The sequence below is a fragment of the Stutzerimonas sp. LR2 genome (assembly GCF_055755175.1).
Genome location: NZ_JBVTRR010000004.1, coordinates 606,139 through 618,989, shown reverse-complemented (window position 1 = coordinate 618,989; position 12,851 = coordinate 606,139). Strand labels below are relative to the sequence as shown.

Genomic DNA, 12,851 nt, shown 5'->3' with positions numbered 1-12,851 from the left:
AAGGGTGAGCCCGGCGCGCTTTTCAATGAGCGGCGGCCGCTTGCACGGTCAACCATCCTGGCGCGTCTCGGTTCAGCTTGTTGTCTGTTCGACTGCACTGAGGTACCTAGCCGCGAACCGGCTCGAGGAGTGCGCGACGGAATGCCTGGGCAACAGGGCCCAGCGGCTCGTCCAGGCGGTGCGCCAGGTAGGCTTCGGACTGCACCTCGCTGTTGCGCCCGAGGTCGGGAATGGGCACGCGCACCAGGCGGCCCGAATCCAGATCGTTCTGCACCTGCCATGTCGGCAGTCGCCCCCAGCCGAGGCCCTCGCGTATCAGCGCCAGCTTGGCATCCTGAGTGTTGACCCGGCAGGTGAAGGGGGACAGAACGCCGAATGAGCGGCCCTCCGAGAGCGGGGTAGGGTCGGTCAGAACGATCTGCAGATGGTTGGCGAGATCGGCGATTCCGAGCCGCTCGCGCTCTTCCCGTGCAGCGAGGGGATGTGTAGCGCACACCACCGCAACCTGCTGTACCGAGCCGATGGCTTCCAGCGACAGCCGAGGATTACGGAAGTCCTCACCGACGATTATCGCCAGCGCGCAGCGCCTGTCCTCCAGCGCGGCGATCGGCCCTCCCAGCGCTTGCACATCCATGCGAAAGCAGGTCGACGGAAACTCGGCGCTCGCTGCGGCAACCGCCCGCGCCACCGACTCGATCGGGAACAGGGTATCGACTACCAAAGCCAGTTCCAGCTCCACCCCGGCGCCCAGCGCACGGGCGCGCGCCCGCATGGCATCGGCACGCAGCAGGATGTCGCGCGCATGCGCCAGCAGGGCCTCGCCTTCGGGCGTCAGTACTGGCCGATAACCACTGCGATCGAACAGTTGCAGTTCCAGCTCTGCCTCCAGATTTGCAATCGCATGGCTGACCGCCGATTGCACGCGCAACAGCCGCGCCGCGCCGGAGCGAAAGCTGCCGCTGTCGGCAACCGTGACGAACGTCCGGATCTGATCCAGCGTCATTGCATCGAGCATGATCTGCTCCGTAGATCGTGTTGATCGAAATTTAATCACTCTTGGAGAGCATCGCCAGTGCTTATCGTTGGCTCGGTCCAATGACAACGAGGATTCGAGCGATGACTAAGGTACTGGTGCTGTATTACTCCTCTTATGGGCATATCGAGACGTTGGCCCACGCCGTGGCCGATGGGGTTCGTCAGGCAGGAGCGCTCGCACAGGTCAAAAGGGTGCCGGAACTCGTTCCGGAGCACGTCGCACGCAAGGCGGGCTACCGGACGTTGCAGCCGGCGGATGTCGCTTCCGTTGCCGAGCTGCCCGAGTACGACGCCATCGTCATCGGCACGCCAACGCGCTTCGGCAACATGGCTGCACAGATGAAGAATTTCCTCGACCAGTGCGGCGGCCTGTGGGCGGACGACCGTCTGGTGGGCAAGGTTGGCAGCGTTTTTACCTCGACCGGCAGTCAGCACGGGGGACAGGAGAGCACGATCCTGGCGACCCATACGGTGTTGCTGCACCTGGGCATGGTGATCGTCGGGTTGCCCTACAGCTTCAAGGGTCAGTTACGAATGGACGCCGTTACTGGCGGATCGCCCTACGGTGCCTCCACGCTTGCCGATGACGGCAGCGGCGGCGACCGTCAGCCAAGCGAGAACGAACTGGAGGGCGCCCGTTATCAGGGCCGCCACGTCGCACGTGTGGCGGCCGCGCTCGCAGGTGCTGGCGGTGGTATCGCCGGATGAGCCGCTCGCTACGAGGCGCTCGATCGGCGCTTGCCAATTGGTTGGTGCTGGCCAGCGGCGTCGTCGCGGCACTGCATCTGGGCAAGGCCGCCATCGCCACCCCGATGCTGCAGACGGACATGGGGCTGAGTCTCGCTCAGGCCGGCTGGCTGACCAGTGTTTTCGCTGTGCTGGGCTTGCTGGGCGGTGCCCCGGCAGGTGCGCTGGCTGCCGTCATGGGACGGCGCACAGCGCTGTTGCTTGGCCTCGCGATCATGGCGCTGTCCGGTTTCGCCGGCACCCTGGTGCCTTCATTCGGTACGCTGCTGGTTTCCCGGCTGTTGGAAGGGCTCGGGTTTCTGCTGGTGATCGTCGCCGGGCCGGCGATACTGGAGCGCCTCGCGACCGGCGCAGCGCGTGATCGTGCGCTGGCGCTTTGGAGCTGCTTCATGCCATGCGGGATGGCCCTGGCCATGACGGCCGGGCCGTTTTTCTCGGCCTGGCAATGGCTGTGGTGGTCCAGTTCGGCTCTGGCGCTGATCGCTGCGCTGGCGGTTTTCTACTGCGTCCCCGAGGATCCGAGGCAGCGCGTGGCAGGGCGACTGTTCGACGGTGTTCGGCGGGCATGGTCCAGCGCCACGGTCCTGCTGGCGTCCACATTCGCGCTGTACAGCCTGATGTTCTTCGCCCTGTTCGCTTTTCTGCCGGTGCTTCTGATGGAGCGCATGGACGTCACGTACCGCGATGCCGGCTTGCTCAGCGCCTTGGCCAGTGCGGTCAACATCAGCGGCAACCTCGCCGCAGGCTGGCTGCTGGCGAGAGGGATCGGGCGCGGTGCGCTGATCCTCTTTGCCAGCGCGACCATGGGCGCAGCCGCGCTCGGAATCTTCCTCGGACTGTTCCAGCCACAGACGACCTTCCTGCTGTGCCTGCTTTTCTCGGCCGCTGGCGGCCTGATTCCGGCAACGTTGCTGGCATCGGCGCCGCTGGCGGCCCGGGAATCAACCCTGGTGCCTGTCGTGGTCGGTGTCGTCATGCAGGGAAGCAATCTTGGCCAGCTCTCAGGCCCGGTGCTGGTGGGAGGGATGACGGCAGCCCTTGGATGGGGGGCCGCCGGATGGATCGTCGCCGCCGCAGCCATGATCACTGGCGCCATCGCGCTCGTGCTTCAGGCTACGCTGGTCCGCAACGGCTGACGCGCAATCACGTGTTATGGCCTGTCTCGGCGATCGAACATCCCGTCGAGCTCTGCGCCAGAGGCCGCGTCGGCGAAACCATCGAAACGGCCGTGCTCGGCAAGGGAGCGAGCGGCGCGCAGGAAGCCTGCCCACGCCGTGCGGGCCAATGCACCGCCGACACTGATGCGCCTGACGCCGAGGTCCGCGAGGTCCTGCACGGTGAGATCGGTGTCCCAGCCGATCAGCACGTTGACCGGCTTCGGCGCCACCGCCGCGATCACCGCACTGATCTGCTCTCGCGTCCTGAGCCCAGGTGCATAGAGGCAGTCGGCGCCAGCATCGGCGTAGGCTTTCAGGCGCCGGATGGTGTCGTCCAGATCGGGACGGCCGACGAAAAAGTTCTCGGCGCGTCCGGTCAGGATGATTTCGCCGCCCGCCGCATCGATGGCTTGCCGCGCGGCCTGCATGCGTTCCGTTGCCTCGGCGATCTCGCGCAGGGGCGCGCGCGAATCGCCCGTCGAATCCTCGATGGATATCCCCGCCACGCCGGTCTCGATTGCCATGCTCACGTTCTCGGCGACGCCGTCAGGCGTGGCGGCGTAGCCGCTCTCGAAGTCGGCATTGATCGGCAGCTCTGTAGAGCGAGCCATCAGGCGCAGGTGGGCGAGGACATCATCACGCGTCATCTGTCCATCTGCATGCCCGCAGGACCAGGCGTAACCTGAGCTGGTGGTGGCCAGGGCCCTGAAGCCGAGGCTGGCGAGAGCCGCTGCGCTACCGACATCCCAGGGGTTGGGCAATACGAAGCAGCCCGAACGGTGAAGCTCGCGGAAAATGGCTCGTTTCTCGGACTGGCTGCGATCGACCATGGGTACCTCGGCTGGCTGGTGGGCGCGCCGGATTCGCTATGCCGGCGCGGTTAAGCGTAGATGGTGCGCTGCGACTCGGCATTCGTGCCTGATTTCGGTGCGTCGAGACGATCGCTGCGCCTTTCTGGAGCGTACTGCACGTGTTTGCAGCCTGCCCAGGCGGGTAGCCTGACGCAAACAGGCTGGAGCGTTTCTTGCTCGGTGCTGGCTTTCTGCCTTTTCGCAGCCGACCGTACGGTCATGCGAAACATCTCAAGCCCGAAAAGATGATCGATAAATCCGCCAACCGCCGCAGCAGCCTGCTCACCTGCGAGGTCCTAGACCGCTCTCGCGTACTCGATACCCTGGTCAACAACCTGGAAGGAATGGCCTATCGCTGCCGTAACGATGCGTCGTGGACGATGATTTTCGTCAGCCAGGGCTCGCTGGGGTTGTGCGGCTACAGCGCCGCGGCCCTGGTGGATGACGCGGAGGTATCGTGGGAGCAGATCACCCATCCGGATGATCGCGCGCGGGTGCGCCGCAGCATCGATGGAGCCATCGCCGCCCTTGGCCGCTTCACCGTGCATTACCGGATCCGCACTGCGGCAGGTTTCATCAAATGGGTCATCGAGCGCGGCGTCGCGGTGCCGGACGAGCAGGGCGAAATCGTCGTCGAAGGCTTCATCGAAGACATCACCGCCCAGCGCGCCGTGCTCGAGGCACTGGAGCAGGCGGAGCTGCGCTATCGCAGCATCTTCGAGAACGCCTCGGAGGGGATCTTCCAGTCGACCCGCGATGGCCGCTACCTGGCTGCCAACCCCGCGCTGGCCCGTATCTATGGCTACGACAGCGCCTCCGAACTGGTTGCCGGCCTGGCGGACATCGAGCGTCGTCTGTACGTCCAGCCGGGGCGGCGCGAGGCGTTCTGCCAGCTGATGGAGCAGCATGGCGAGGTGCTCAACTTCGAGTCAGAGGTCTACCGGCGCGATTGCACGCGCATCTGGATTTCCGAGAATGCCCACGTGGTGCGCGGCCCCAATGGCGAGTTCATCTGCTACGAGGGCACGGTGCAGGACATCTCCGAGCGCAAGCATTACCAGCAGCAGTTGGAGCGGCAGGCCAACCACGACCTGCTGACCGGTCTGCCCAACCGCATACTGCTCAACGACCGGATCGAGCAGGGCTTGGCGCGGGCGGCACGCCTGGGCTACTACCTGACGCTGGTGTTCATCGACCTGGACAACTTCAAGTTCATCAATGACGGCCTCGGCCATGTCGCTGGCGACGAGCTGCTCAAGAGCATCGCGGCGCGCCTGGCCGGCAGCCTGCGCGGCTCCGACACCGTGGCGCGGGTGGGGGGCGACGAGTTCGTGCTGGTGCTAGGAGACCATTACCGCATCAGTACCGTGATCTCCTTGCTCGAGCGCGTGCTGAACGAGATTCGTCGCCCTGTGACCCTTGCCGGGCGCGAATTCCAGGTTGGCGCCAGCCTCGGCGTGGCGATGTTCCCGGATGACGGAGAGGATGCGCAAACCCTGCTCAAGCATGCCGATATCGCCATGTACGCGGCGAAGAAACGGGGACGCAACAACTTCCAGTTCTTCACCCATGACCTCAACCGCATCGCCGATGAGCGTCTGAATCTCGAGGCCGCGATGCGCACCGCACTGGAGCGCGACGAGTTCGCGGTGCATTACCAGCCGAAGGTGGATGCCCAGCGGCGCATCGTCGGCTTGGAGGCGCTGGCCCGCTGGACACACGCCGACCTCGGGGTGATCGGCCCCGATCGCTTCGTGCCGGTGGCCGAGGAAAGCGGCCTGATCATGCCCCTGACGCTGGCCGTGCTGCGCCGCGCATTCAGCGACGCCCGGCGCTGGAATGCGGGACGCCAGGTACCGCTGCTGGTGGCGGTGAACCTCTCACCGCTGCTGTTTCTCGGCGACGATGTGGTCGAGCGGGTCATGGCGGTGCTCGACGAGGTGGGATTGTCGCCGCTGCTCGTCGAATTGGAGATCACCGAAACGGTGTTTCTCGGCGATGGCAGCCGCGCCGTATCCATTCTTGCCGACTTCAAGGCACGCGGCTTTCGCCTGGCCATGGATGATTTCGGCACCGGTTACTCGGCGCTCGGCTATCTGCGGCGGTTCCCGCTGGACATCATCAAGATCGACCGTTCGCTGGTCACCGGTCTCGAGCAGGAGGACGAGGTGGCGATGATCGCCCGCGCCGCCATCTCGCTGGGCAAGAGCCTGCACAAGACCGTGGTTGCCGAAGGCGTAGAGAACGCCGCGCAATTCGAGTTCCTGCGCCACAACGGCTGCGACGAATTCCAGGGTTACCTGCTGTCGCGGCCGTTGCCGGCGACGGGAATCGACGCGCTGCTCGCTGCAGGGGACGAGCTGCGCTTCTAGCCGTTCGCTCAGCCTGGCGGATCGGGGATCGCGCCGTCCTGCCAGAGCCGCAGCAACTCCTGTGGCGCGCGCTCCTCGGCGATCTGCAGGATCATCTCGGCATCGCTGTCCTCGCGGCGATAGTGCAGTTCGACCTTGAAGAAACGCTGGTCGCCACGACCGACGTCCTTGCTGGCGACCGGCAGGCAGCGCTCCACAACCGAGCAGAGGCCACGGCGCTGCGCCGGGTCGCAGTCGGCGAATTCGATCTGCCGGGGGCGGGTGAGCGCCGGCGCGGCAACGAGACCGCCCTGGCGCGAGATCCGCAAGGATGTTTCAGGGCCCAGGGCCGGCATCTTCATGTTGCCTCCTCAGCGCGGTGAAACGCCGACCTGCAGCCATGCCTGCTGCACGGCTTCGGCTTCGCTGGAGCCGCGGCCGAACAGGCGCGTTGCCTGTTGCAGCGTGACGCCTGCAAACGTCGCGAAATCGGCATCGTTGGGTAGTTGCGGGTCGCAGATAGTGGCGTACCAGACGCGCCCGGCCTGTTCCCATGCGTACCCGCCCAACGCCATGGCCGCGAGGTGGAATGCGCGGTTGGGGATGCCGGAATTGAGGTGCACGCCGCCGTTGTCTTCGCGGGTTTCGATGAAATCGCGCATATGCGCCGGCTGCGGGTCGCGGCCGAGCAGCGGGTCGTCGTAGGCGGTGCCGGGGTTGGCCATGGAGCGCAGCGCCACGCCCTGGACCTTGTCGGTCAGGAGTTCGGCACCGACCAGCCAGTCGGCTTCGGCGGCAGTCTGGCCAAGCGCATGTTGCTTGGTCAGCACCCCGAAGACGTCGGAAACCGACTCGTTCAGCGCCCCTGGCTGGTTGTAGTAAACCAGCGCGGCCTCGCTCTCGATCAGCCCGTGGGCCAGCTCGTGAGCGACCACGTCGAGGGAGCGGGTGAAGCGTTGGAAGAGCTCACCGTCGCCATCGCCGAACACCATCTGCTCGCCGTTCCAGAAGGCGTTTTCATAACCCTGGCCATAGTGCACGGTGCCGATCAGCGGCATGCCCAGATCGTCGATGGAGTCGCGCTGGAACACCTGCCAGAAGAAGGTGTAGGTCGCGCCCAGGGCATCGTAGGCCTCGTCCACCGCGGGGTCGCCTGAAGCGCTCTGACCCTCGCGGCGACGGAGCGTGCCGGGCAGCTGCATGCGCTGCTCGGCATCGTGGATGCGCCGTTGTGGATGACCGGGCGTGCGCAGCTCGCCGAGCTCGGCGATCGCCGTGGGGCGGGGCGGTCCCGGGTTGGGCAGCAGGCTCTGCACGTGGTCCAGCGTTTCGCGAGCACAGCTGCGCAAGTAGGGCGAGCCGCGATCGATCATGCGGTCGAGAATGTACGGCGGGATGAACGAACGGATGGGCACCGGCGAAACTCCTGGTCGGATGCGGCTAGCTGCAGCATAGACCGCTCAGGTTCGATCGGGCGGACCGCCGATCCAGAGGCTGCGACGACTTGCTGCGGCGGTTGCGCTGCACCCTTGGCGCGATCTGCTGTCACTTGTGCTGGACCCCGTATTCGCCGTCACAGACGAGGCGGGAGGTCATCAGACGAGGAGTTGCCCAATGTTCGGACTGGAAGCACTCGAGCTGGCACGTGTGCAGTTCGCGTTCACCATTACCTTCCACATCATCTTCCCGGCCATCACCATCGGCCTGGCCAGCTACCTCGCCGTACTCGAGGCGCTGTGGCTGAAGACGAAGCAGGAGGTCTACCGGGACCTCTACCACTTCTGGCTGAAGATATTCGCGGTGAACTTCGGCATGGGCGTGGTCTCTGGCATCGTCATGGCCTACCAGTTCGGCACCAACTGGAGCGCCTATTCGGAGTTCGCCGGTAGCGTCACCGGGCCGCTGCTGACCTATGAGGTGCTGACGGCCTTTTTCCTCGAGGCCGGCTTTCTCGGCGTGATGCTGTTCGGCTGGAATCGCGTCGGGCCCAAGCTGCACTTCTTCTCCACGGTGATGGTGGCCGTGGGCACGCTGATCTCCACCTTCTGGATCCTCGCTTCCAACAGCTGGATGCACACGCCGCAGGGCCACGAGATCATCGATGGCGTGGTGGTGCCGGTGGACTGGCTGGCGATCATCTTCAACCCGTCATTCCCCTATCGCCTGGCGCACATGTCGGTGGCTGCGTTCCTTGCCACGGCGTTCTTCGTCGGCGCTTCGGCGGCCTGGCATCTGCTGCGCGGCAAGGACAACCCGGCGATCCGCAAGATGCTCTCGATGGCGATGTGGATGGCGCTGCTGGTCGCTCCGGTACAGGCGGTGATCGGTGATTTCCATGGTCTGAACACCCTCGAATACCAGCCGGCAAAGATCGCTGCGATGGAAGGGCACTGGGACAATTCCGAAGGCGGACCGACACCGCTGCTGCTGTTCGGCTGGCCGGACATGGAGGCCGAGGAAACCCGCTACAAGATCGAGATTCCCTATCTCGCCAGCCTGATCCTCAATCACAGCCTGACCGAGCCGATCCCGGCGCTGAAGGACTTTCCGCCCGAGGACCGGCCGAACTCGACCATCGTGTTCTGGACGTTCCGCATCATGGTCGCGCTCGGGCTGCTGATGATCATCACCGGCATCTGGAGCCTGCTGCTGCGCCGTGGCGATCGGCTGTACAGCTCCCGGGCGTTTCTGCGCATGGTGCTGCTGATGGGGCCGTCCGGGATCATCGCCATTCTCGCCGGCTGGTACACCACCGAGATCGGACGTCAGCCCTGGGTCATCTACGGCCTGATGCGCACCGCCGACGCGGTCTCGAATCACGGCGCGGGGCAGCTGGGGCTCACCCTGGCGATGTTCGTAGTGGTCTATTTCGCCGTTTTCGGCATCGGCATGGTGTATGTCCTGCGGCTGGTGAAGAAAGGGCCGGTGATCAGCGAAGGGCGCGAGAAAGGTGCCGGCGGGCCGGGCGAGGCGCGCACGCCGATGCGTCCGATATCCGCCGCGGACGAGGCGATCAACCATGAACAGGGCGATCAACTGGGCGAGAGGAACTGAGCCATGGGTATCGATCTTTCACTTATCTGGGCAGTGATCATCATCTTCGGGATCATGATGTACGTGGTGATGGACGGCTTCGATCTAGGCGTCGGCATCCTCTTCCCGTTCGTGCAGGACACTTCCGATAGGGACGTCATGATGAACACCGTGGCGCCGATCTGGGACGGCAACGAGACCTGGCTGGTGCTGGGCGGGGCAGGGCTGTTCGCGGCCTTTCCGCTGGCCTATTCGGTGGTGTTATCGGCGCTCTACCTGCCGATCATCTTCATGCTGATGGGGCTGATCTTCCGCGGCGTGGCATTCGAGTTCCGCTTCAAGGCCAGCAAGCAGCGGCAGCACATATGGGACAAGGCCTTCATCGGCGGCTCGCTGGCGGCGACCTTCTTCCAGGGCGTGGTGCTCGGCGCATTCATCAGCGGCCTGCCGGTGGAGGGGCGCGCCTATGCCGGCGGCGCATTCGACTGGCTGACGCCGTTCTCGCTGTTCTGCGGGCTGGCGCTGATCGTCGCCTATGCACTGCTCGGGTGCACCTGGTTGATGATGCGCACCGCCGGCGAGCTGCAGCGGCGCATGCACGACATCGGCATTCCTCTGGTCTGGGCGGTGTTGGCAGTAACCGGCATCGTCAGCCTGTGGACGCCGCTGACCCACCCGGATATTGCCGAGCGCTGGTTCAGCATGCCGAACCTGCTGTACTTCATGCCGGTCCCGGTGCTGGTTCTGCTATGTGCCTTCGGCCTGCTGCGCTCGATCCAGCGGTACGCCAACTACACGCCGTTCCTGCTCACCCTGGCGCTGATCTTCCTCGGCTATAGCGGGCTGGGTATCAGCCTCTGGCCGAACATCATCCCGCCATCGGTGACCATCTGGGAGGCGGCCGCACCGCCGCAGAGCCAAGGCTTCACGCTGGTCGGGGCACTGCTGATCCTGCCGCTGATCCTGATGTACACGGCGTGGAGCTATTACGTGTTCCGCGGCAAGGTCAGTGCCGAGGATGGGTACCACTGATGGCCCCGCATGAACGAAAGCCCGCCGGCGAGGGCGAGCCGAAGCCACTCTGGCAGCGCATGAGCTGGCTAGTACTGATCTGGAGCGGCAGCGTGCTGGCGCTGGGCGTCGTGGCCTGGCTGCTGCGCCTGGCAATGAACGCGGCGGGGTTGTCCTCGCCGTCCTAGCTGCACACCTGCTCCAGCTGCCGGCGACAGTCGATCGTTGGCGTCGCCCCGTGCTCTCCGGTCACGATAGGTTCACCATCGGGCTGTAGGCTCCTCGGCATGAAACTTGATAACTGATCGATGAACATTGGTTCGATGTAGCCGCAGGCGAGGAGATTCGCGATGGACGACTATCAGGATGAGCTATTGGAATGGCATGCCGCCGAGCATGATCATCCGGACAGTGCCGAGGACGCCGTCGAACTCTAGTCCGAAGGGTCGACTGGTCAGACGCCGCGCCGCTGCGCGCGCCGGTAATCACCCGGCGTCTGACCGCTCCAGCGCTTGAAGGCGCGCTGGAACGCCTCCGCGGAGGAAAAGCCGAGCAGCCAGGCGATTTCGCCGAAGGCCGATTCGGTATCGCGGATATAGGCCATCGCCAGATCGCGACGTGTGTCGTTCATGATTGCGCGGTAGCTGCTGCCTTCTTCGGCCAGTTTGCGCCGCAACGTCCAGGCGGGCATCTGCAGGCGGGAGGCTATCTGCTGCAGGTCTGGCTCCTGCCCCTTGAGCATGGGTCCGAGCATCTGCGTGACGCGTTCGCGCAGGCTGCGGGTGCGGGTACGCCGCTCCAGCTCGCCTTCGCACAGCTCGACCAGATGTCTCCAGGTGCCGGGACAGTGCTCCGGATTGCGCAGGGCCAGCGCGCGCTGATCCAGCTGCAGCTGGTTCGCTTCGGCGCCGAAGGCCACCGGGCGACCGAACAGCGCTTCGTAACGCGCCGCATATTCCGGTGCCTCGAACTCGATATGGATTGCCGCGGGCACCAGCGGCTGCCCGCACAGGCGTGTCAGCTGGGCGATCCAGCTGGCGAGCACGGTGTCGACCACGAAACGGTTGTAGGCGTTGTAAGGGCTGATGGAATAGAAGCGCAGCCAGGCACCGGCGGCGTTTTCGTGGAAGCTCGAGCTGCCGCGATAGTTGGAGGCATACAAGGGTTCGTAACGGATCAGAGCCCGCGCCGCGTCTCGCACCGTCGGCGCCTGGGTGGCGGTCAGTCCGGCGAGCCCGAGGTGGCTCGGCTTGCGCAGACGTCCCATCTCCAGGCCCAGCGCGGGATCGCCGGCCAGCTGAATCGCCGCATGGCCGAGCCGCATATAGCGCGGGATGGACAGCCGTGCATGAGGCTCGGCGAGGCGCTCTGCATCCAGCCCATAGGCCTGCAGCAGCGGTTGCGGATCCTGCCCATACAGCTGCAGCGCCTCACCCAGACTGTGCAGGAAGCCGACCGAAAGATCGCCCAGCCGCACCCGTTGCGCATTCATGGCGCGCTTCCAAGCCAGTGGTTCTTGATCTGTACCGGAATGCCATGTCCCGGTGGGGCCGGGCGGCGTGGGGAGCCGAGCAGGTTCCAGGGGACGGCCAGGGTATGCACGGACATGGCTGAGGGTTCGGCGAGCCGGTTGTCGGGTGCGCTGCCGCAGGCAGATTGTGGGTCCGCCAGGGCGCCCGGTACCGCCAGCAGTCTCGCCTCCGCTGGCGGTCGCTGCAGGTAGGCATCGCAACCTAGCAGCACCGCCAGCGAACCTGCGGGCGTTTCGATCAGTCGGTGCGGTTCGGGGATCGGGGCGACGCTGTAGCGTCGCTCGTACCGGCTCAAGGCGTGCTTGTACTGCAAAGCACCGAGCGGCTTGCCGCGGCCGTCGAAGGTCAGGCTGATCTGGCGCAGCGGTCCGTCGCCGATCTTGAGCCTGTCGTTTTCCAGATAGGGCTCGGGCAGCACGATCGAGCCCGCTACCAGGGTGACGCCGAACTCCTTGGCGAGGCCGCCGAAAATCGCCTGGTACTCTTCGGCCATCTGCCGCGCTTTGAGGCGCAGCACGGCACCGGTGCGGCGGTCGTCGCCCTGGTTGCCGGTCAGGACGCGCAGATACCGCCCGGGGTTGCTCAACGCCATCCACTGCATGGCGTCGCGCAGCGTTCGCGCCTGCTGGACTTCCGGCTTCTCGCCCAGGGCGAAGAGGCCGGTGCCGACATGCTCGGGCAAGACCACGACGGTGCGCTCGCTGAGCAGTCCTTCATCCGCCGCCTGTTGCAGGTAGGTACGGAACTTCAGCTGCAGCCGCTCGCGGCTCTGGTAGTCGGCCGGTTGCAGTCGGGTTTCGATGCCCAGCAGATTGCCCGCGCCGCCGGCCTGACCGCGGCTTTCGATGGTCAATGTGCGTAGGTCGGATAGCAGCGGCCCGCTGCGGCGGTCGTGGGTCCAGTCGAAATAGACCGCGAGCGAGACGCCGGCCAGGACCGCCAGCAGTGCGAGATTCAGATAGGTGCGCATGAAAAGAAGGCCGTGATGAACGCCGTCAGACTAGGTAATGCGGCGTGGCTTGCCAAGCGTTTTGCGCTGAATGATCAGAAAGTTGTCATTTATGATCATTGAGCGTGAGGTTTGGGCTGTTTATCGTCGCTGCATATCCGACCGCAGCCCCAAGAGGCTCGGCA

At 65.1% G+C, this 12,851-nt stretch carries 12 protein-coding genes; 6 read left to right on the top strand and 6 right to left on the bottom strand.

The features are described 5' to 3' along the window. Positions 1-106: 106 nt before the first annotated feature. Positions 107-1,015, bottom strand: coding sequence for a LysR family transcriptional regulator (locus ACVRRC_RS17210; protein ID WP_014596474.1), 909 nt, complete (start codon positions 1,013-1,015; stop codon positions 107-109). A gap of 101 nt (positions 1,016-1,116) precedes the next feature. On the opposite strand from ACVRRC_RS17210, the gene wrbA reads away from it, so the two are divergent. Together wrbA and ACVRRC_RS17200 are read left to right on the top strand one after the other, a co-directional pair. Beyond that, positions 1,117-1,743, top strand: a complete 627-nt coding sequence (gene wrbA, locus ACVRRC_RS17205; RefSeq protein WP_014596475.1) for an NAD(P)H:quinone oxidoreductase — start codon at positions 1,117-1,119, stop codon at positions 1,741-1,743. Beyond that, the gene (locus tag ACVRRC_RS17200; RefSeq protein ID WP_472997280.1) at positions 1,740-2,918 is read left to right on the top strand and encodes an MFS transporter; all 1,179 of its coding nucleotides are present in this window, start codon (positions 1,740-1,742) and stop codon (positions 2,916-2,918) included. The genes wrbA and ACVRRC_RS17200 overlap by 4 nt, the downstream gene beginning before the upstream one ends. 14 nt (positions 2,919-2,932) lie before the next feature. Here ACVRRC_RS17200 and ACVRRC_RS17195 read toward each other — a convergent pair whose 3' ends face one another. Next, complete coding sequence (locus ACVRRC_RS17195) at positions 2,933-3,769, bottom strand: isocitrate lyase/PEP mutase family protein (protein WP_045157846.1); 837 nt, start codon at positions 3,767-3,769, stop codon at positions 2,933-2,935. Positions 3,770-4,035: 266 nt separating this feature from the next. Between ACVRRC_RS17195 and ACVRRC_RS17190 the strand changes: the two genes are divergently transcribed. After that, positions 4,036-6,162, top strand: coding sequence for a putative bifunctional diguanylate cyclase/phosphodiesterase (locus tag ACVRRC_RS17190; protein WP_472997279.1), 2,127 nt, complete (start codon positions 4,036-4,038; stop codon positions 6,160-6,162). Between the two features lie 8 nt (positions 6,163-6,170). Here the strand turns inward: ACVRRC_RS17190 and ACVRRC_RS17185 are convergent, their stop codons facing one another. Next, positions 6,171-6,503 (bottom strand): protealysin inhibitor emfourin, encoded by a 333-nt coding sequence (locus ACVRRC_RS17185; protein ID WP_013982547.1) that lies wholly within the window; start codon positions 6,501-6,503, stop codon positions 6,171-6,173. A gap of 9 nt (positions 6,504-6,512) precedes the next feature. Further along, positions 6,513-7,556 (bottom strand): M4 family metallopeptidase, encoded by a 1,044-nt coding sequence (locus tag ACVRRC_RS17180; protein WP_013982548.1) that lies wholly within the window; start codon positions 7,554-7,556, stop codon positions 6,513-6,515. Between the two features lie 199 nt (positions 7,557-7,755). Between ACVRRC_RS17180 and ACVRRC_RS17175 the strand changes: the two genes are divergently transcribed. Genes ACVRRC_RS17175 through ACVRRC_RS17165 form a run of 3 tightly spaced genes read left to right on the top strand, consistent with a single transcriptional unit; the run spans position 7,756 to position 10,373 of the window. Continuing rightward, on the top strand, positions 7,756-9,195 hold the full coding sequence (locus ACVRRC_RS17175; RefSeq protein WP_011912958.1) for a cytochrome ubiquinol oxidase subunit I: 1,440 nt from the start codon (positions 7,756-7,758) through the stop codon (positions 9,193-9,195). A 3-nt stretch (positions 9,196-9,198) separates the two neighbouring features. Then, positions 9,199-10,206 carry a cytochrome d ubiquinol oxidase subunit II gene (cydB, locus tag ACVRRC_RS17170; RefSeq protein WP_011912959.1) on the top strand — a complete coding sequence of 336 codons (1,008 nt, stop codon included), beginning with the start codon at positions 9,199-9,201 and terminating at the stop codon, positions 10,204-10,206. Next, complete coding sequence (locus ACVRRC_RS17165; protein WP_011912960.1) at positions 10,206-10,373, top strand: DUF2474 domain-containing protein; 168 nt, start codon at positions 10,206-10,208, stop codon at positions 10,371-10,373. Before cydB ends, ACVRRC_RS17165 begins: the two co-directional genes overlap by 1 nt. A gap of 266 nt (positions 10,374-10,639) precedes the next feature. On the opposite strand, the gene ACVRRC_RS17160 is transcribed toward ACVRRC_RS17165, so the two are convergent. Beyond that, positions 10,640-11,677, bottom strand: coding sequence for an AraC family transcriptional regulator (locus ACVRRC_RS17160; RefSeq protein WP_048329391.1), 1,038 nt, complete (start codon positions 11,675-11,677; stop codon positions 10,640-10,642). Continuing rightward, complete coding sequence (locus ACVRRC_RS17155; protein WP_472997278.1) at positions 11,674-12,687, bottom strand: carbon-nitrogen hydrolase family protein; 1,014 nt, start codon at positions 12,685-12,687, stop codon at positions 11,674-11,676. Before ACVRRC_RS17155 ends, ACVRRC_RS17160 begins: the two co-directional genes overlap by 4 nt. Positions 12,688-12,851 lie beyond the last annotated feature (164 nt).